At 57.3% G+C, this 19693-nt stretch carries 18 protein-coding genes; 12 read left to right on the top strand and 6 right to left on the bottom strand.

Annotated features, from left to right (window positions below; translation table 11 throughout):
- The first annotated feature begins 26 nt into the window (after positions 1-26).
- From ruvC to ruvB, 3 genes are all read left to right on the top strand, one after another.
- Positions 27-548, top strand: a complete 522-nt coding sequence (gene ruvC / locus M8318_RS16565) for a crossover junction endodeoxyribonuclease RuvC (protein WP_106993329.1) — start codon at positions 27-29, stop codon at positions 546-548.
- Between the two features lie 82 nt (positions 549-630).
- Positions 631-1242: a Holliday junction branch migration protein RuvA gene (gene ruvA / locus M8318_RS16560; protein ID WP_106993328.1), complete on the top strand. Its 612-nt coding sequence runs from the start codon at positions 631-633 to the stop codon at positions 1240-1242.
- A gap of 8 nt (positions 1243-1250) precedes the next feature.
- Positions 1251-2261 (top strand): Holliday junction branch migration DNA helicase RuvB, encoded by a 1011-nt coding sequence (gene ruvB / locus M8318_RS16555; RefSeq protein WP_262663572.1) that lies wholly within the window; start codon positions 1251-1253, stop codon positions 2259-2261.
- A gap of 41 nt (positions 2262-2302) precedes the next feature.
- Here ruvB and znuB read toward each other — a convergent pair whose 3' ends face one another.
- Positions 2303-3088, bottom strand: coding sequence for a zinc ABC transporter permease subunit ZnuB (gene znuB / locus M8318_RS16550; protein ID WP_262663571.1), 786 nt, complete (start codon positions 3086-3088; stop codon positions 2303-2305).
- Positions 3085-3840 (bottom strand): zinc ABC transporter ATP-binding protein ZnuC, encoded by a 756-nt coding sequence (gene znuC / locus M8318_RS16545; RefSeq protein ID WP_262663570.1) that lies wholly within the window; start codon positions 3838-3840, stop codon positions 3085-3087. Before znuC ends, znuB begins: the two co-directional genes overlap by 4 nt.
- 78 nt (positions 3841-3918) lie before the next feature.
- On the opposite strand from znuC, the gene znuA reads away from it, so the two are divergent.
- From znuA to lpxM, 3 genes are all read left to right on the top strand, one after another.
- Complete coding sequence (gene znuA / locus M8318_RS16540; RefSeq protein WP_262663797.1) at positions 3919-4863, top strand: zinc ABC transporter substrate-binding protein ZnuA; 945 nt, start codon at positions 3919-3921, stop codon at positions 4861-4863.
- Positions 4864-4878: 15 nt separating this feature from the next.
- Positions 4879-6201: a murein DD-endopeptidase MepM gene (gene mepM / locus M8318_RS16535; RefSeq protein ID WP_262663568.1), complete on the top strand. Its 1323-nt coding sequence runs from the start codon at positions 4879-4881 to the stop codon at positions 6199-6201.
- 116 nt (positions 6202-6317) lie between these two features.
- Positions 6318-7289, top strand: coding sequence for a lauroyl-Kdo(2)-lipid IV(A) myristoyltransferase (gene lpxM / locus M8318_RS16530; protein ID WP_166182785.1), 972 nt, complete (start codon positions 6318-6320; stop codon positions 7287-7289).
- Between the two features lie 93 nt (positions 7290-7382).
- On the opposite strand, the gene pyk is transcribed toward lpxM, so the two are convergent.
- Together pyk and M8318_RS16520 are read right to left on the bottom strand one after the other, a co-directional pair.
- On the bottom strand, positions 7383-8825 hold the full coding sequence (gene pyk, locus M8318_RS16525) for a pyruvate kinase (protein WP_262663566.1): 1443 nt from the start codon (positions 8823-8825) through the stop codon (positions 7383-7385).
- Between the two features lie 123 nt (positions 8826-8948).
- Positions 8949-9854 carry a MurR/RpiR family transcriptional regulator gene (locus M8318_RS16520; RefSeq protein WP_262663565.1) on the bottom strand — a complete coding sequence of 302 codons (906 nt, stop codon included), beginning with the start codon at positions 9852-9854 and terminating at the stop codon, positions 8949-8951.
- Between the two features lie 322 nt (positions 9855-10176).
- On the opposite strand from M8318_RS16520, the gene zwf reads away from it, so the two are divergent.
- From zwf to M8318_RS16505, 3 genes are all read left to right on the top strand, one after another.
- Positions 10177-11652 (top strand): glucose-6-phosphate dehydrogenase, encoded by a 1476-nt coding sequence (zwf, locus tag M8318_RS16515; protein ID WP_142489966.1) that lies wholly within the window; start codon positions 10177-10179, stop codon positions 11650-11652.
- Between the two features lie 233 nt (positions 11653-11885).
- A complete protein-coding gene (edd, locus tag M8318_RS16510; protein ID WP_262663563.1) occupies positions 11886-13697 on the top strand; it encodes a phosphogluconate dehydratase in 1812 nt (603 codons plus the stop codon).
- A gap of 39 nt (positions 13698-13736) precedes the next feature.
- Entirely contained in the window at positions 13737-14378 is a 642-nt protein-coding gene (locus M8318_RS16505; protein ID WP_106993318.1) for a bifunctional 4-hydroxy-2-oxoglutarate aldolase/2-dehydro-3-deoxy-phosphogluconate aldolase, read from the top strand.
- 77 nt (positions 14379-14455) lie between these two features.
- Here M8318_RS16505 and purT read toward each other — a convergent pair whose 3' ends face one another.
- Positions 14456-15634 (bottom strand): formate-dependent phosphoribosylglycinamide formyltransferase, encoded by a 1179-nt coding sequence (gene purT, locus M8318_RS16500; RefSeq protein WP_262663561.1) that lies wholly within the window; start codon positions 15632-15634, stop codon positions 14456-14458.
- A gap of 148 nt (positions 15635-15782) precedes the next feature.
- Between purT and yebF the strand changes: the two genes are divergently transcribed.
- The 3 genes from yebF to ptrB all read left to right on the top strand — a co-directional run bounded on the left by yebF (position 15783) and on the right by ptrB (position 19046).
- The gene (gene yebF / locus M8318_RS16495; protein WP_262663796.1) at positions 15783-16136 is read left to right on the top strand and encodes a protein YebF; all 354 of its coding nucleotides are present in this window, start codon (positions 15783-15785) and stop codon (positions 16134-16136) included.
- A gap of 87 nt (positions 16137-16223) precedes the next feature.
- Positions 16224-16874 carry a tellurite resistance TerB family protein gene (locus M8318_RS16490; RefSeq protein ID WP_262663560.1) on the top strand — a complete coding sequence of 217 codons (651 nt, stop codon included), beginning with the start codon at positions 16224-16226 and terminating at the stop codon, positions 16872-16874.
- Between the two features lie 90 nt (positions 16875-16964).
- Positions 16965-19046, top strand: coding sequence for an oligopeptidase B (gene ptrB, locus M8318_RS16485; protein WP_262663559.1), 2082 nt, complete (start codon positions 16965-16967; stop codon positions 19044-19046).
- Here ptrB and exoX read toward each other — a convergent pair.
- Positions 19028-19690: an exodeoxyribonuclease X gene (gene exoX, locus M8318_RS16480; RefSeq protein ID WP_106993313.1), complete on the bottom strand. Its 663-nt coding sequence runs from the start codon at positions 19688-19690 to the stop codon at positions 19028-19030. The genes ptrB and exoX overlap by 19 nt on opposite strands.
- Positions 19691-19693: the final 3 nt, after the last annotated feature.

Raw genomic sequence — 19693 nt, 5'->3', positions numbered from 1 at the left:
CTTAAACCGACAACCGGAGAGGCGTGATGGCAATTATCCTCGGCATTGACCCGGGCTCACGCATCACCGGTTATGGCGTTATTCGCCAGGTCGGGCGTCAGTTGACCTACCTTGGCAGCGGCTGTATCCGTACCAAAGTAGAGGATCTGCCGTCGCGCCTGAAGCTTATCTACGCAGGCGTGACGGAGATCATCACCCAGTTCCAGCCGGACTTTTTCGCCATCGAACAGGTGTTTATGGCGAAGAATGCCGACTCGGCGCTGAAGCTCGGTCAGGCCCGCGGCGTGGCGATTGTCGCGGCGATGAATCAGGATCTGCCGGTATTCGAATACGCCGCGCGACAGGTTAAGCAAACCGTGGTGGGAAATGGCGGGGCAGATAAAAGTCAGGTGCAGCACATGGTGCGTACCTTGCTGAAGCTGCCGGCCAATCCGCAGGCGGATGCCGCCGATGCGCTGGCCATCGCGATAACCCACTGCCACGTTACCCAGAATGCGATGCAAATAAGCGAATCGCGGCTTAATCTGGCGCGAGGTCGATTACGCTAAATGAAAAATCAGGCTGGATGTTTATCCAGCCTTTTTTTATGATGGCAGCGGTAAATTTTAGTTCTTAACGCAGGAGCGTCACGTGATAGGCAGACTCAGAGGCATCATCCTCGAAAAACAACCCCCGATAGTGCTGCTTGAGACCGGAGGCGTGGGCTATGAAGTGCATATGCCGATGACCTGTTTCTACGAACTGCCGGAAGTGGGACAAGAAGCGATAATTTTTACCCACTTTATCGTTCGTGAAGATGCTCAGCTGCTGTTTGGCTTTAATAACAAACAGGAACGTACGCTGTTTAAAGAGCTGATTAAGACCAACGGCGTCGGTCCAAAACTGGCGCTGGCGATCCTCTCCGGGATGTCGGCGCAGCAGTTCGTGAATGCCGTTGAGCGTGAAGAGCTGGCAGCATTGGTGAAACTCCCTGGCATCGGCAAGAAAACGGCCGAGCGCCTTATTGTCGAGATGAAAGACCGCTTTAAAGGCCTGCACGGCGATCTGTTTACGCCAGCAGCCGATCTGGTCCTGACTTCCCCTGCCGGTCCGACTGACGATGATGCGGAGCAGGAAGCGGTTGCCGCGCTGGTGGCGCTGGGCTATAAACCTCAGGAAGCGAGCCGGATGGTCAGCAAAATTGCGAAACCGGACGCCACCAGTGAAACCCTGATTCGTGAAGCGCTGCGCGCCGCATTGTGAGGTAAAGGATGATTGAAGCAGACCGTCTGGTCTCGGCAGGCAACGTTCAGGCAGAAGATCTGGTGGACCGTGCGATCCGCCCGAAGCTGCTGGATGAGTATATTGGCCAGCCGCAGGTGCGCTCGCAGATGGAGATCTTTATCCAGGCAGCTAAACTTCGCGGTGACGCCCTCGATCACCTGCTGATTTTCGGCCCTCCGGGGCTGGGGAAAACCACCCTCGCCAATATTGTCGCCAATGAGATGGGCGTCAATCTGCGCACCACTTCCGGTCCGGTGCTGGAAAAGGCCGGCGATCTGGCGGCGATGCTGACCAACCTCGAACCCCACGATGTGCTGTTTATCGATGAGATCCACCGTCTGTCACCGGTGGTAGAAGAGGTGCTCTATCCGGCGATGGAAGACTACCAGCTGGATATCATGATTGGCGAAGGCCCGGCCGCGCGCTCGATTAAGATCGATCTGCCGCCGTTTACCCTGATTGGCGCAACCACCCGTGCGGGCTCGTTAACCTCGCCGCTGCGCGATCGTTTTGGCATCGTCCAGCGCCTGGAGTTTTATCAGGTGCCCGATCTCCAGTACATCGTCAGCCGTAGCGCGCGCTATATGGGGCTGGAGATGAGCGAGGAGGGGGCCTTTGAAGTGGCGAAGCGTTCCCGCGGTACGCCGCGTATCGCCAACCGTCTCCTGCGCAGGGTGCGTGATTTTGCCGAAGTGAAGCACGACGGCACCATTTCGCTGGATATCGCCGCCCAGGCGCTGGATATGTTAAATGTGGATGCCGAAGGCTTTGACTATATGGACCGCAAGCTGCTGCTGGCGGTGCTGGACAAGTTCTTTGGCGGACCGGTGGGGCTGGATAACCTGGCGGCAGCCATTGGTGAAGAGCGGGAAACCATTGAAGATGTGCTGGAGCCGTACCTGATCCAGCAGGGCTTTTTGCAGCGTACGCCACGCGGGCGCATGGCGACGGTGCGGGCCTGGGATCACTTTGGCATTACGCCACCGGCGATGCCGTAATGTTGTAAGCCCGGTAAGCGTAGCGCCACCGGGCAACTCCATCAGCTGGCAGGCTTCTTCATCATGCTGAGGATAAACAGCGCTGCCGCGCACAGCACCACCGACGGTCCGGCTGGCGTGTCGTAAAATGCCGAGAAGGTTAATCCTCCGGTTACGGCAATCATTCCCACGCCTACGGCCACGCCGGCCATCTGCTCCGGCGTGCGGGCAAAACGGCGCGCGGTGGCGGCAGGAATAATCAGCAGCGACGTAATAATTAACGCCCCGACAAACTTCATCGCCACGCCAATGGTCAGCGCGGTCACCAGCATCAGCAGCAGCTTGACGCGCTGCAGCTTCACGCCATCCACAAAGGCTAAATCCGGGCTGATGGTCATCGCCAGCAGGTTTCGCCACTGCCACAGCAGGATAGCCAGCACGATCACCACCCCGATGGCGATGGCGATTAGATCGTCAGGCGTCACCGCCAGCAGGTCGCCAAACAGATAGGCCATTAGATCCACGCGAATGTTGGACATCAGGCTGACCACTACCAGACCCAGGGACAGGGCGCTGTGCGCCATGATCCCGAGCAGGGTATCCACTGCCAGGTGCGGGCGCTTCTCCAGCCACACCAGACCGGCGGCCAGCATCAGCGTCACCGCAATCACCGCATAGAATGGATTGACATCCAGCAGTAAGCCAAATGCTACCCCCAGAAGGGAGGCGTGGGCGAGGGTATCGCCAAAGTAGGACATCCGACGCCAGACGACAAACGAGCCCAGTGGACCCGCCGCGCAGGCGAGCATCATCCCGGCCAGCCAGCCGGGCAATAAGAGTTCAATCATGAGTTACCGTTTCCCCGGCGCAGGACAATGCGGCCCTGCAAATCATGGCGATGGTTATGCTGATGGCGATAAATGCCCAGCTGTTCGGCGCCGCGAGGGCCAAACATCGAGATAAATTCCGGATGCATGGAGACCACTTCCGGCGTACCAGAGCAGCAGATGTGATGGTTAAGACAGAGCACTTCGTCCGTTTTCGCCATCACCAGATGCAGGTCGTGCGACACCATCAGCACGGCGCAGTCCAGCTCTTTACGCAGCTGATCGATCAGGTCATACAGCGCCACCTGACCGTTGACGTCCACACCCTGGGTCGGCTCATCGAGCACCAGCAGCTGCGGCCTGTTCAGCAGGGCGCGGGCCAGCAGCACGCGCTGGGTCTCGCCGCCGGAGAGCTTTTGCAGAGGCGCTTCGATCAGATGTCCGGCCTGCACGCGCTTGAGCGCCGGAAGAATGTCCTCTTTGCGCGTGTCGGGACGCAGACGCAGGAAACGGCTGACCGTTAACGGGAGAGTGGCGTCCAGATGCAGCTTCTGCGGCACATAGCCGATGCGCAGCTGCCGGTCACGCTTGATAAGGCCGCTGTCGGGTGCTACCAGGCCCAGCACCACGCGCACCAGCGTTGATTTACCCGCGCCGTTTGGACCGAGTAGGGTCAGAATTTTGCCGGGCTTCAAGTCCAGCGAAACGTCAGAGAGGACGCGGCGCTGACCGAATGAAACCGAAATGTTTTCGAGAGATACCAGATTCGTCATATCAATTTTATGCTTGCAGAAGTCATCGAATGTTATAATATCACATTCCACCAACTCATTACGATGAATAGTCGCATTATGTTACAGAAAAATACGCTTCTTTTCGCAGCATTATCCGCTGCCCTTTGGGGTTCAACAGCACAAGATGTTAACGCCGCCGTTGTCGCTTCGCTAAAGCCGCTCGGTTTTATCGCATCCGCTATCGCCGACGGAGTGACAGAAACCCAGGTATTACTGCCAGATGGCGCCTCAGAACATGACTATTCCCTGCGTCCTTCAGATGTAAAACGCTTACAAAACGCAGACTTAGTGGTCTGGATTGGTCCGGAGATGGAAGCTTTCATGCAGAAATCCGCCCATCAGTTGCCGGCAGCCAAACAGGTTAGCATCGCTAATCTTCCTGGTGTGAAACCGCTTCTCATGAAAGGGTCTGATGATGACGATCATGACCACGATCACGGGGCGGCTGAAGGCGAAAAAGGTGACGAGCATCACCATCACGGTGACTACAATATGCACCTCTGGCTTTCCCCTGAGATAGCGCGCCTTTCGGCGGTTGCAATCCACGAAAAATTAGTGGAACTTATGCCGCAAAGTCGAGCCAAACTTGACGCCAACCTGAAGGATTTTGAGGCACAACTTGCCGCAACCGACAAGCAGGTGGGTACCGAGCTCGCACCACTGAAAGGTAAAGGATATTTCGTTTTTCATGATGCCTATGGCTACTACGAAAAACACTACGGTCTCACGCCGCTTGGCCATTTCACCGTCAATCCAGAGATTCAACCCGGTGCGCAGCGTTTACATGAAATCAGAACACAGTTGGTTGAGCAGAAAGCGTCCTGCGTTTTTGCTGAGCCACAGTTCAGGCCAGCGGTCGTTGAAGCCGTGGCAAGGGGTACGTCCGTGCGTATGGGCACCCTTGACCCACTGGGAACCTCTATCCAGTTGAGCAAAGCGAGTTATTCGCAGTTTCTCAGCCAACTGGCGAACCAGTATGCGAGCTGCCTGAAAGGAGATTAACGAGGAAGTGAATACGTGCAACAGATAGCCCGCTCTGTCGCCCTGGCATTTAATAATCTGCCCCGGCCCCACCGCGTCATGCTGGGGTCGCTTACTGTTCTCACCTTAGCGGTCGCCGTCTGGCGGCCCTATGTTTATCACCCGAATTCCACGCCAGTTATCAAGACCATCGAACTGGAAAGAAACGAAATCCGCTCACTGTTACCCGAAGCCAGTGAACCTATCGACCAGGCCCCGCAGGAAGAAGAAGCTATTCCGCAGGATGAACTGGATGACAAAATCGCCCCTGAAAGCGGCGTCCATGAATATGTGGTTTCAACTGGCGATACCTTAAGCAGCGTGCTTAACCAGTACGGTATCGATATGAGTGAAATCAGCCGGCTTGCTGCCGCGGATAAAGATCTGCGTAATCTGAAAATTGGTCAGCAGCTCTCATGGACCCTGACCGACAGCGGCGATTTACAGCGCCTGACCTGGGAAGTCTCCCGTCGTGAAACCCGCACCTACGATCGTGCTGATAACGGTTTCAAGATGAGCAGTGAAATGCAGCAGGGGGACTGGGTTAACAGCGCCCTTAAAGGCACCTTAGGCGGCGGTAGCTTTGTTGCCAGCGCGCGTGATGCAGGGCTGACCAGCGGTGAAATCAGTTCGGTGATCAAAGCCATGCAGTGGCAGATGGACTTCCGTAAGCTGAAAAAAGGCGACGCCTGGTCGGTGCTGATGTCCCGCGAAATGCTGGACGGCAAGCGTGAGCAGAGCCAGCTGCTTGGGGTTCGTCTACGCTCTGACGGTAAAGATTACTATGCGATCCGTGCCGAAGACGGCAAATTCTACGATCGCAACGGTACCGGACTGGCGAAAGGTTTCTTACGCTTCCCGACCTCGAAGCAGTTCCGCGTCTCGTCGAACTTTAACCCGCGCCGTCTGAACCCGGTCACCGGCCGCGTGGCCCCGCACCGTGGTGTGGATTTCGCCATGCCGCAGGGGACACCGGTTCTGGCGGTGGGTGATGGCGAAGTGGTCATGGCAAAACGCAGCGGTGCTGCAGGCTATTACGTGGCCGTGCGTCACGGGCGGACCTACACCACCCGCTATATGCACCTGCGTAAGATGCTGGTGAAGCCGGGCCAGAAGGTAAAACGTGGCGATCGCATTGCGCTGTCGGGCAACACCGGTCGTTCTACCGGCCCGCATCTGCACTATGAAGTCTGGATCAACCAGCAGGCGGTCAACCCATTAACGGCGAAGCTGCCGCGTACCGAGGGGCTGACCGGCAAAGACCGCAGCGACTATCTGGCGCAGGTCAAAGAGGTTATTCCGCAGCTCAGTATTGATTAATACTGCAGCGATAAAAGCCGGGGCGTTACTGCACCGGCTTTTTCTTTTGTGCCTTACGCATGGCCTCGCTAAACTAACGCATTACTCTTGTAAGTGTCACCCGCCCTGGAAAAAGCATGGAAACCCAAAAAAACAACAGTGAATACATTCCTGAATTTGAGAAATCCTTTCGTCATCCGCGCTTCTGGGGCGCCTGGCTGGGTGTATATGCCTTTGCGGGTATTGCGATGCTTCCCGCGTCCGTGCGCGACCCGCTGCTCGGTAAAGTGGGCCGTCTGGCGGGCAAGCTGGGTAAAAGCGCCCGCCGTCGCGCGCAGATAAATCTCTTCTACTGCTTCCCGGAGAAGAGCGAGGCGGAGCGTGAAGCCATCATCGATGAGATGTTCACCACCGCGCCGCAGGCGATGGCGATGATGGGTGAGCTGGCGATTCGCGGGCCGGAAAAGGTCGCCAGTCGCGTTGACTGGAAAGGGCTGGAGATCATCGAGGAGATGCGTCGCAATGACGAAAAGGTGATCTTCCTGGTGCCACACGGCTGGGGCGTGGATATTCCGGCGATGCTGATGGCGTCGCAGGGGCAGAAAATGGCGGCCATGTTCCACAACCAGGGGAACAAGGTCTTCGATTATGTCTGGAACACGGTGCGTCGCCGCTTCGGCGGTCGCCTGCATGCGCGTAACGACGGCATCAAACCCTTTATCAAGTCCGTACGCCAGGGCTACTGGGGCTACTATCTCCCGGATCAGGATCACGGGCCGGAACACAGCGAGTTTGTCGATTTCTTCGCCACCTATAAGGCGACGCTGCCCGCCATTGGCCGGTTGATGAAGGTATGCCAGGCGCGGGTGATCCCGTTATTCCCGATTTACGATGGCAAAACGCATCGTCTGACGATTGAGGTGCGCCCGCCGATGGACGATCTGCTTACCGCCGACGACAACACCATTGCGCGCCGGATGAACCAGGAGGTGGAGATTCTGGTGGGGCCGCATGCGGAGCAGTACACCTGGATCCTGAAACTGCTGAAGACCCGCAAGCCGGGCGAGAAAGAGCCGTACAAGCGCAAAGAGCTGTATCCGAAGAAATAAAAAATCCCCCGGTTTCGGGGGATTTTTTTTGCCCGGCGGCGCTTCGTTTGCACGGGCCTACGAATCTGTAGGCCGGGTGGCAAAACAGTCGACTTATTCGACGGTCATCACGCGGGTGGTGTTGGTTGAGCCGATGGTGCTCATCACATCGCCCTGGGTCACGATAACGATATCCCCGGAGACCAGATAGCCTTTGTCGCGCAGCAGGTTCACGGCGTCGTTCGCCGCGGCCACGCCGTCGCTGTTGCTGTCAAAGAACACCGGCGTCACGCCGCGATACAGCGCGGTCAGGTTCAGGGTGCGCTCATGACGGGACATAGCGAAGATCGGCAGACCGGAGCTGATACGCGAGGTCATCAGCGCGGTGCGGCCGGATTCGGTCATGGTGATGATCGCGGTCACGCCCTTCAGGTGGTTAGCGGCATACATTGCCGACATCGCAATGGCTTCTTCGACGTTGTCGAACTGAATGTCCAGACGGTGCTTGGAGACGTTGATGCTTGGGATCTTCTCTGCACCCAGGCAGACGCGCGCCATCGCGGCCACGGTTTCCGCCGGATACTGGCCGGCAGCGGTTTCGGCTGACAGCATTACCGCATCGGTACCGTCGAGTACGGCGTTGGCCACGTCCATCACTTCCGCACGGGTCGGCATTGGGTTAGTGATCATCGACTCCATCATCTGGGTTGCAGTGATCACGGAGCGGTTAAGCTGACGGGCACGGCGGATCAGCGCCTTCTGAATCCCCACCAGTTCCGGGTCGCCAATCTCAACGCCCAGGTCACCACGGGCCACCATCACCACGTCAGAGGCGAGGATGATGTCATCCATTGCATCCTGGCTGCAGACCGCTTCAGCACGTTCCACTTTGGCGACGATTTTGGCATCGCAACCTGCATCACGCGCCAGACGACGAGCGTAGTTCAGATCTTCGCCGCAGCGCGGGAAGGAGACGGCCAGGTAATCCACGCCAATCTCGGCCGCGGTGAGGATATCGGCTTTGTCTTTTTCGGTCAGGGCTTCGGCTGAGAGACCGCCGCCCAGCTTGTTAATGCCTTTATTGTTGGAGAGCGGGCCGCCAACGGTCACTTCGGTAAACACCTTCATGCCCTGAACGTCCAGCACTTTCAGCTGAACGCGACCGTCGTCAAGCAGCAGGATATCGCCCGGCACCACGTCAGCAGGCAGGCCTTTATAGTCGATCCCCACTTTCTCTTTATCGCCTTCGCCTTTGCTCAGGTTGGCGTCGAGCAGGAACTTGTCACCGATATTGAGGAAAACTTTGCCTTCTTTGAAGGTCGATACGCGGATTTTGGGACCCTGAAGGTCACCGAGGATAGCTACATGACGTCCCAGTTTTGCCGCGATCTCACGGACCTTATCTGCACGTAATTTATGATCTTCCGGTGTCCCGTGAGAAAAGTTCATACGTACCACGTTGGCGCCTGCTGCGATGATTTTCTCGAGGTTATTATCGCGGTCAGTAGCCGGGCCTAAGGTGGTAACGATCTTGGTTCTGCGAAGCCTTCTGGACATGTAATACTCCGTTGTCTGAAACAACCTGGTGTTGCGTGAACGATGATTCGGCACGTTGTCCGCCGTAATACCCACTGGCAACTTACCGAATGCCGAAAAAAGTAACAACTTTATAAGTGACGATCAGGGAACTTCACCCTTGATGAACAACTCTTTATCAAAACGCGATTCCTTGAGCGCTTCTTTGACACGCTTCAAGTTATCTCTGAATTTCGCCCCGCGGCGCAGGGTAAAACCAGTGGCCAGCACGTCGATGACGGTCAGCTGCGCCAGACGCGACACCATCGGCATGTAGATATCGGTGTCTTCCGGCACGTCGAGAGTAATTGCCAGTGTCGCTTCACGCGCCAGTGGCGTACCGGTAGTGGTGAGGGCAATCACCATGGCATCGTTTTCACGCGCCAGCTGGGCCAGCTCAACCAGACTCTTGGTGCGGCCAGTATGCGATATCAGCACCACCACGTCATCTTCGTTACAATTCATACAGCTCATGCGTTGCAGCACGATGTCGTCAGAATAGATAACCGGGACATTAAAGCGAAAAAATTTATTCATTGCATCGTGAGCGACGGCAGCTGACGACCCGAGACCAAAGAAGGCGATCTTCTTGGCCTGAGTCAGCAGGTCGACGGCCCGGTTAACCGATCCCATATCCAGCGACTGGCGGACCTGGTCCAGAGTGGCCATCGCCGATTCAAAGATTTTGCCGGTATAGGCCTCCACGCTGTCGTCTTCATCGACATTGCGGTTTACATAGGGCGTGCCGTTAGCCAGACTTTGCGCCAGATGCAGTTTAAAATCGGGATAACCACGCGTTTCCATGCTGCGGCAGAAGCGGTTGACGGTGGGTTCACTGACCCCCGACTCCTGGGCCAGAGTGGCGATGCTGGAATGAATGGCCTGAGCCGGAGCGGCGAGAATTACTTCAGCCACTTTTCGCTCGGATTTGCTAAGGTGTTCCAGTTGAAACTGGATTTTTTCCAGCATGTTCATTATTAACACGGCGCTCATCGGTGGAAGCGATTTCATTAAGGGGTGAAATTGCGATTCGAATTAGCAAGAATATACCCCTGTGATGTGCCGAAAAGGGCAAACCCCGACAAAAATGTTGTTGTTTTTTTTCATTACTTGATCGCTGTCGGATTTTAGCAACGGCCTGGCAGAACAAAGTTTCACCCGTTTGACCTTTATAACCCTGCGCGGGGCTATTGCCTGGCGAAATATCGCCGTATCGCACGCGAGGATAAGTGCAAATGGTTTCGGGAATGACATAAAAGCAGTAGAGTGCATGTAATAAAATTACAACGATATTCTGGCAAAAGCACCAGGGTATCCAACTGAGGAGAATGACATGGCGGTAACGCAAACAGCCCAGGCATGTGACCTGGTCATTTTCGGCGCGAAAGGCGATCTTGCACGCCGTAAATTGCTGCCTTCCCTGTATCAACTGGAAAAAGCGGGTCAAATCCATCCGGAGACGCGTATCCTGGGCGTGGGCCGTGCCGACTGGGATAAAGACGCGTATACCAAAGTGGTGCGTGAAGCGCTGGAAACTTTCATGAAGGAGAAAATCGATGAAAGTTTGTGGGATACGCTGAGCGGACGTCTCGATTTCTGCAACCTCGACGTGAACGACACCTCGGCCTTTGCCGATCTGGGCGCGATGCTCGATCAGAAAAATCGCGTCACCATCAACTATTTCGCCATGCCGCCAAGCACCTTTGGCGCCATCTGCAAAGGGCTCGGCGAAGCCAAACTGAACGCCAAGCCTGCACGTGTGGTAATGGAAAAACCGCTGGGTACCTCGCTGGCGACTTCCCGTGAAATCAACGATCAGGTCGGGGAATACTTCGAAGAGTGCCAGGTTTACCGTATTGACCACTACCTCGGTAAAGAGACGGTGCTGAACCTGCTGGCGCTGCGTTTCGCCAACTCCCTGTTTGTGAACAACTGGGATAACCGCACCATCGATCACGTGGAGATCACCGTGGCGGAAGAGGTGGGGATTGAAGGTCGCTGGGGTTACTTTGACCAGGCCGGTCAGATGCGCGACATGATCCAGAACCACCTGCTGCAAATCCTCTGCATGATCGCCATGGCACCGCCGTCAGATCTCTCCGCAGACAGCATTCGCGATGAGAAGGTCAAAGTGCTGAAGTCCCTTCGCCGCATCGATCGCTCCAACGTGCGTGAAAAAACGGTTCGCGGCCAGTACACCGCCGGTTTTGCCCAGGGTAAAAAAGTGCCGGGCTATCTGGAAGAAGAGGGCGCGAATAAAACCAGCAGCACCGAAACCTTCGTCGCCATCCGCGTGGATATCGATAACTGGCGCTGGGCGGGCGTGCCATTCTACCTGCGTACCGGTAAGCGTCTGCCGGCCAAATGCTCTGAAGTGGTGGTCTACTTCAAGAACCCGGAACTGAACCTGTTCAAAGAGTCCTGGCAGGAGCTGCCGCAGAATAAACTGACCATTCGTCTGCAGCCGGACGAGGGCGTGGATATTCAGGTCCTGAACAAGGTGCCTGGCCTGGATCACAAACACAACCTGCAGACCACCAAGCTGGATCTGAGCTACTCCGAAACCTTCAACCAGAACCATCTGGCTGATGCCTACGAACGTCTGCTGCTGGAAACCATGCGTGGCATCCAGGCGCTGTTTGTACGCCGTGACGAAGTGGAAGAGGCGTGGAAGTGGGTCGACTCCATCACTGAAGCCTGGGCTGCGGATCAGGATGCACCGAAACCGTATCAGGCGGGTACCTGGGGACCGGTTGCCTCTGTGGCAATGATCACCCGTGATGGCCGTTCCTGGAATGAGTTTGAGTAACCTGGCCGTTAATCCTTAGGGGTTATTTTACCGGTAACATGATCTGGCTCAGGCCAGTGCGCAATATTTAATCATTTAAGCTCCGGGTGGATTTCCACCCGGAGCTTTTTTTATTACACTGGCTGAAGCGATTTTGCCCCAGAGCTCCGGTAATCAAGCGTTTCAGCGATGTTATAGCCTGCTAAACACTTTGTTAATTCCAGAGCGCGGACAGATAAATGACAGGAGCTTCTATGAATTCGACTTTGTTACGGGTAACACAGCGCATTGTTGAGCGCTCGAAAAAGACCCGCTCAGCCTACCTCGCTCGCATACAGCAGGCGAAGACCGATACGGTCCATCGTTCGCAGCTGGCCTGCGGTAACCTGGCGCACGGCTTTGCCGCCTGCCAGCCAGAAGATAAAGCCTCGCTGAAAAGCATGCTGCGTAACAATATCGGTATCATCACCTCCTATAACGATATGCTCTCGGCGCACCAGCCGTATGAGACCTACCCGGATATCATTCGTAAAGCGCTGCATCAGGCCAATGCCGTAGGGCAGGTGGCGGGTGGGGTGCCTGCGATGTGCGACGGCGTCACTCAGGGTCAGGACGGGATGGAACTCTCGCTGCTGAGCCGGGAAGTGATCGCCATGTCTGCGGCGGTAGGCCTGTCACACAATATGTTTGACGGCGCGCTGTACCTTGGCGTGTGCGATAAGATTGTCCCGGGCCTGGCGATGGCGGCGCTGTCGTTTGGTCATCTTCCTGCGCTGTTCGTGCCATCAGGCCCGATGGCCAGCGGCCTGGCCAATAAAGAGAAAGTACGCATTCGCCAGCTGTATGCTGAAGGCAAAGTGGATCGCATGGCGCTGCTGGAGTCCGAAGCCGCCTCCTACCACGCGCCGGGTACCTGTACCTTCTACGGCACCGCCAACACTAACCAGATGGTAGTGGAATTTATGGGGATGCAGCTGCCGGGCTCGTCGTTTGTTCACCCGGATGCACCCCTGCGTGAGGCTCTGACCGCCGCCGCGGCGCGTCAGGTGACCCGTCTGACCGGTAACGGCAACGAGTGGATGCCGCTCGGGAAAATGGTCGACGAGAAGGTGGTGGTAAACGGTATCGTGGCCCTGCTGGCGACCGGCGGTTCCACCAACCACACCATGCACATGGTGGCGATGGCGCGTGCGGCGGGCATTCTCATCAACTGGGACGATTTCTCCGATCTGTCTGAAGTGGTGCCGCTGATGACCCGTCTGTATCCAAACGGCCCGGCTGACATTAACCACTTCCAGGCGGCGGGCGGTGTGCCGGTGCTGATGCGTGAGCTGATGAAGGGCGGCCTGCTGCACGAGGACGTCAATACGGTGGCCGGTTTCGGTCTGCAGCGTTACACCCTGGAGCCGTGGCTGAACGACGGCGAGCTGGACTGGCGTGAAGGGGCTCAGGCCTCGCTGGATGACAGCGTGATCGCCACTTTTGACAAGCCATTCTCCCACCACGGCGGCACTAAAGTGCTGAACGGCAATCTGGGTCGGGCAGTGATGAAGACCTCTGCGGTGCCGGTGGAAAACCAGATTATCGAAGCTCCGGCGGTGGTGTTTGAGAGCCAGCATGATGTGCTGCCCGCCTTCGAAGCTGGCCTGCTGGACAAAGACTGCGTGGTGGTGGTCCGTCATCAGGGACCAAAAGCGAACGGCATGCCAGAATTACATAAACTAATGCCGCCACTTGGTGTATTATTGGACCGCTGTTTCAAAATTGCGTTAGTAACCGATGGACGCCTCTCCGGCGCATCAGGTAAAGTGCCTTCTGCCATCCATGTCACCCCGGAAGCTTACGACGGTGGCTTGCTGGCAAAAGTGTACGATGGCGACATCATCCGCGTTAACGGTCAGACCGGCGAGTTGACCTTACTGGTGGATGAGGCGGTACTTGCCGCACGTAAGCCACATATTCCTGACCTGAGCGCATCGCGCGTGGGCACGGGGCGCGAAATGTTCAGTGCGCTGCGCGAGAACCTCTCGGGCGCAGAGCAGGGCGCGACCTGTATTACGTTTTAAGACGACAAGAATTATCGATCTGGCGAGAGAAAAACTCTGATGAAAAACTGGAAAACAAGTGCAGAAGCAATCCTGAAAACTGGCCCGGTAGTGCCGGTGATCGTGGTTAATAAGCTGGAACACGCAGTGCCGATGGCGAAAGCGCTGGTTGCCGGTGGCGTTCGCGTCCTGGAAGTGACCCTGCGTACCGCCTGTGCAATGGATGCCATTCGCGCCATCGCCAAAGAAGTGCCGGAAGCCATCATCGGCGCGGGCACCGTGCTGAACCCACAGCAGCTGGCTGAAGTCACCGAAGCCGGTGCGCAGTTTGCTATCAGCCCTGGCCTGACCGAGCCTCTGCTGAAAGCGGCCACCGAAGGCTCCATTCCTCTGATCCCGGGTATCAGCACCGTGTCTGAACTGATGCTGGGTCTGGACTACGGTCTGAAAGAGTTCAAATTCTTCCCGGCAGAAGCCAACGGCGGCACCAAAGCGCTGCAGGCTATTGCAGGTCCGTTCGCCAACGTGCGTTTCTGCCCGACCGGCGGCATCTCTCCGGCGAACTACCGTGACTACCTGGCGCTGAAAAGCGTGCTGTGCATCGGTGGCTCCTGGCTGGTTCCGGCGGATGCGCTGGAAGCAGGCGACTGGGATCGCATCACTAAGCTGGCGCGCGAAGCGGTTGAAGGCGCACAGCAGTAAGATGTTGTTTTGCCGGGTGGCGGCTTCGCCTTACCCGGCCTACGCTGATAAAAAACGGGCCATTTGGCCCGTTTTTTTTATCCTGCGACCTGCACGCTGGCGGCGGCCTGTTTGGCACGCTCTATCGCGGATTCCACGTCTTCGCCCGTCGCCAGCGCCACGCCTAAGCGACGCGATCCTTCGATTTTCGGTTTACCGAACAGACGCAGCTGCAGGCCCGCGCCCACTGCCGCATCGACGTTATCAAAGGTGACGTTCTGGCTGGTCAACTGGGGCAAGATCACCGCTGATGCCGCAGGACCATACTGACGCACGCCGCCGACCGGCAGGCCGAGGAAGGCACGGACGTGCAGGGCAAACTCGGAGAGATCCTGCGAGATTAGGGTCACCATGCCGGTATCGTGCGGACGCGGGGAGACTTCGCTGAAGATCACCTCATCGCCGCAGACGAACAGCTCGACGCCAAACAGCCCATGGCCGCCCAGGGCCAGCACCACTTTGCGGGAGATCTCCTCGGCGCGTGCGCGGGCCAGCGGGCTCATCTGCTGCGGCTGCCAGGATTCACGGTAGTCGCCATCTTCCTGACGATGGCCAATAGGATCGCAGAAGTGCACCCCATCAACGGCGCTGACGGTCAGGAGGGTGATCTCAAAATCAAACTGCACCACGCCCTCAACAATCACCCGTCCGGCACCGGCGCGGCCCCCCTGTTGGGCGTAATCCCAGGCCTGATCCAGCTGGTCGGCGCTGCGCACAAAGCTCTGTCCTTTGCCGGAGGAGCTCATCACCGGCTTAATGATGCACGGGTAGCCAATCTCGTTCACCGCCTGCAGAAAATCGCTCTTGCTGTCGGCAAAACGGTAGCGGGAGGTAGGCAGGGCCAGCTCTTCCGCCGCCAGGCGGCGAATGCCTTCCCGGTTCATGGTCAGCTTCGCGGCGCGGGCACAGGGCACCACGCGCTGCCCTTCGGCTTCCAGCGCCAGCAGGGTATCGGTGGCGATGGCTTCGATTTCCGGCACCACGAAATGCGGTTTCTCTGCGGCAATCACGGCGCGCAGGGCATCGCCATCCAGCATATTAATCACATGCGAGCGATGGGCGACGTGCATGGCCGGGGCATCGGCATAGCGGTCGACGGCGATCACTTCAATGCCTAAACGCTGGCACTCGATGGCCACCTCTTTGCCCAGTTCACCGGAGCCGAGCAACATTACGCGCGTCGCTGCCGGTCGCAGCGCAGTTCCTAAACGAGTCATAATCATCCCCCTTAAAAAGTTGCGCGCAGTATAAACGAAAACGTTTGCGTCTGTCTTGCCTCGCGGAAATCCATCGGGATGACAGGCGGTTATTTGCATCGCGGCCGTTTTGGACCATGCTTTTGGGGAGCCAATACAGGAGAACATGATGAACAAAACAGGGGTAGTGATGGCGCTGGCGCTGCTGGGTGCCAGCCTGACGGCGCAGGCCGCCGATGAGAAAACCGTGAAGTTTCCGACCTGCGAAGGTCAGAATGCCGAGGGCATGGCCGCCAGCGTGAAGCGGGATTATCTGCAAAACCGCATCGTGCGCTGGGCAGACGATCAAAAGACGCTGGGGATGGCCGACCCGGTGGCGTGGATCAACCCGAAGGAGGTGAAGGGTGAAAAAGACCGCTGGACCGTGCCGCTGACGGTACGCGGGAAAAACACCGATATTCATTATCAGGTGAAGGTCGACTGCAAAGCGGGCAGTGCGCAGTATCTCGCGTCGAAGAGGTGAATTTTCGCTTCTTTTGTCAGCGTAGACATTTCCTGACATCCCCTCACTTAGGCTGTGAAATTCATCCACCGTTAAGTGAGGGAAATCATGTCAAACTGGTTGAATCAATTACAGTCTATGCTGGGGCAGAAAACGGGGTCATCCTCGGGCGAAGGGCTGAGCAAAATGCTGGCACCCGGGGCGCTTGGCGGCCTCGCCGGGCTGCTGGTGGCGAATAAATCCTCGCGTAAATTGCTGGCGAAATACGGCACCGGCGCCCTGCTGGCTGGCGGTGGCGCGATTGCGGGCTCCGTGCTGTGGAACAAGTATAAGGACAGCGTGCGTAGCGCCCATCAGGGCGAACCGCAGTTTGGTCAGCAGGCCTCGGCGCTGGATGTGCGCAGCGAAAGGCTGATCCTGGCCCTGGTCTTTGCGGCGAAGAGTGACGGCCACATTGACGATCAGGAGCGTGCCGCCATTGAGCAGCAGCTGCGGGAAGCGGGCGTGGAGGAGCAGGGCAGGGCGCTGGTGGCGCAGGCCATCGAGCAGCCCCTTGATCCACAGCGTCTGGCGCAGGGGATCAAAAATGAAGAGGAAGCGCTGGAGCTCTATTTCCTGAGCTGCGCGGCGATCGATATCGATCACTTTATGGAGCGCAGTTATCTCAATGCGCTGGGGGATGCACTGAAAATTCCGGCTGACGTCCGCGAGGGGATTGAGCAGGATATTCGCCAGCAAAAACAGGCGCTCCCCGGCTAACTTTTTACCCCCGGGTATCCCGTTTCGCTTGCATCGTGCGCATGTTTTGCCAACCTTATAGGGTGTAAATCGTAAAAGAATCATACTGACATGCCACCTAAAGCCCAACGCATACCGCACGCGCTCACCGCGCACGGTGACACGCGTATCGACAACTATTACTGGTTGCGCGACGATACCCGCTCACAGCCGGAGGTACTGGACTACCTCCACGATGAAAATGACTATGGCCGGAGGGTCATGTCGACGCAGCAGGCGCTGCAGGACCGTCTGCTCAACGAAATGGTTGAGCGCGTCCCGCAGCGTGATGTCTCAGCGCCCTGGAGTCGTAATGGCTATCGATACCGGCACATCTATGAGCCCGGGAACGAGTACGCCATCTATCAGCGCCAGTCGGTGCTCTGCGCCGAGTGGGAAGAGTGGGAAACGCTGCTGGATGCCAACCAGCGGGCCTCGCACAGCGAGTTTTATACCCTGGGCGGCATGGCGGTTTCGCCGGATAACGCCATTATGGCGCTGGCCGAAGATTATCTCTCCCGACGGCAGTATGGACTCCGATTCCGCAACCTGGAGTCCGGGAACTGGTATCCCGAGATGCTCGATAACGTCTCCCCCGATTTTATCTGGGCCAACGACTCGGAGACGGTCTACTACATTAAAAAGCATGCCACCACGCTGCACCCCTTTCAGGTCTGGCGGCATACGGTAGGCACCGCGTCCACCAGCGACGAGCTGGTCTATGAGGAGAAAGACGAAACCTTTTACGTCAGCCTGCATAAGACCACCTCGAAACACTACGTCATTATCTTCCTCGCCAGCGCCACGACGACCGAGGTGTTGCTGCTGGATGCCGAGCTGCCTGACGCTCAGCCCCTGTGCTTTATGCCGCGGCGGAAGGATCACGAGTACAGCCTCGACCACTTCCAGCACACCTTCTATTTGCGCTCCAACCGGGAGGGCAAAAACTTTGGCCTCTACAAAACTAAAGTGCGTGATGAACGTAAATGGGAAGTGCTGATCCCACCCCGGGATCAGGTGATGCTCGAAGGCTTTACCCTGTTTACCGACTGGCTGGTGGTGGAAGAGCGCCAGCGCGGGCTGACCAGCCTGCGGCAGATCAATCGCAAAACCCGGGAGGTGATCGGTATCGCCTTCGACGATCCCGCCTACGTCACCTGGATCGGCTATAACCCCGAGCCGGAAACATCGCGCCTGCGCTACGGCTACTCCTCCATGACCACGCCGGACACCCTGTTCGAACTGGATATGGATACCGGGCAGCGCAAGGTGCTGAAGCAGGCTGAGGTCAAAGGCTTTAACGCTGAACTCTACCGCAGCGAACACGTCTGGATTGTGGCCCGGGACGGCACCGAAGTCCCGGTCTCGCTGGTCTACCATAAGCACCATTTCCGCAAGGGCAAAAACCCGATCCTCATTTACGGCTACGGCTCGTATGGCTCCAGCATCGATGCCGATTTCAGCAGCAGCCGCTTAAGCCTGCTCGACCGGGGTTTTGTCTTCGCTATCGCCCATATCCGCGGCGGCGGCGAGCTGGGGCAGAAGTGGTATGAAGACGGCAAATTCCTGAAAAAGAAAAACACCTTCAACGACTATCTCGATGTCTGCGATGGGCTGCTCGAGCTGGGCTATGGCGACAGGAAACAGTGCTTCGCGATGGGAGGCAGCGCGGGCGGCATGCTGATGGGCACCGTAATTAATGAGCGTCCGGGGTTGTTTAAAGGCGTGGTGGCGCAGGTGCCGTTTGTCGATGTGCTGACCACCATGCTGGATGAATCCATCCCGCTGACCATCGGGGAGTACGAGGAGTGGGGCAACCCGCAGGATGCGACCTACTACCGTTACATGAAAGGCTACAGCCCCTACGATAACGTCGAGGCGAAAGCCTACCCGCATATGCTGGTTACCACCGGCTTGCATGACTCCCAGGTGCAATACTGGGAGCCCGCAAAGTGGGTGGCTAAACTGCGTGAAATGAAGACTGACGATAATTTACTGCTGCTTTGCACCGACATGGATGCCGGGCACGGCGGGAAATCCGGGCGCTTTAAATCCTATGAAGGGGTGGCGCTGGAGTATGCGTTTATTGTCGGCCTGGCGCAGGAGACATTGACCAGCCGGTCCGGCGAGGCGGATCAGGATCCGCCCAGATAGTGCTTTAACGTCAGACGCAGCTCGGGGCTCATTCTGTCGAGGTTGTTATACAGCCAGCGCAGATAGCCCGGATCTTTATCTGCCACTTCTGCCACCGGTTTCCCGCGGTATTTACCGAAGGTAAAGGTGGTCAGCAGCGCCGGTCGTCCGGTGATGTCGGCCATCTCATCCGGGGTCCAGCCGGTGGTATTCATGATATCAATCAGCAACGCGGCGGTAATATAGCAGTCGTACAGGGCGCGGTGATGATGTAACCCTTCCGGCGTTCTGACGCTGAGTTTGCGCGACTTATAGAGCGCCATGTTGCTGTATTTGATGCCCGGCCATACGCGCCGGGCCAGCTTCATGGTACAGATCCATTCTCCCGGCATCTCGGGCAGAACGCGGCGATCGAAGCTGGCGTTATGGGCCACATACCACTGGCTGCCGTGGTAATGCGGGATCACCTCTTCAATCCAGGGTTTGTCGGCCACCATCGCCTCGGTGATGCGGTGAATAGCCATCGCCTGCGGGCTAATAGGGCGATCCGGACGCACCAGATGGCTGCATGGATTGACGATCTGCCCGTTTACAACATCGACAGACGCCACTTCCACAATCCCTCCCTGCAGATCGCAGGTTTCGGTGTCGATGACACGTAGCATGGC

This window comes from Leclercia tamurae (assembly GCF_025566055.1).
GTDB classification, from domain to species: domain Bacteria; phylum Pseudomonadota; class Gammaproteobacteria; order Enterobacterales; family Enterobacteriaceae; genus Enterobacter; species Enterobacter tamurae.
The sequence above is the reverse complement of the archived record's forward strand: the minus strand, read 5'-3'. Positions and strand labels throughout refer to the sequence as shown.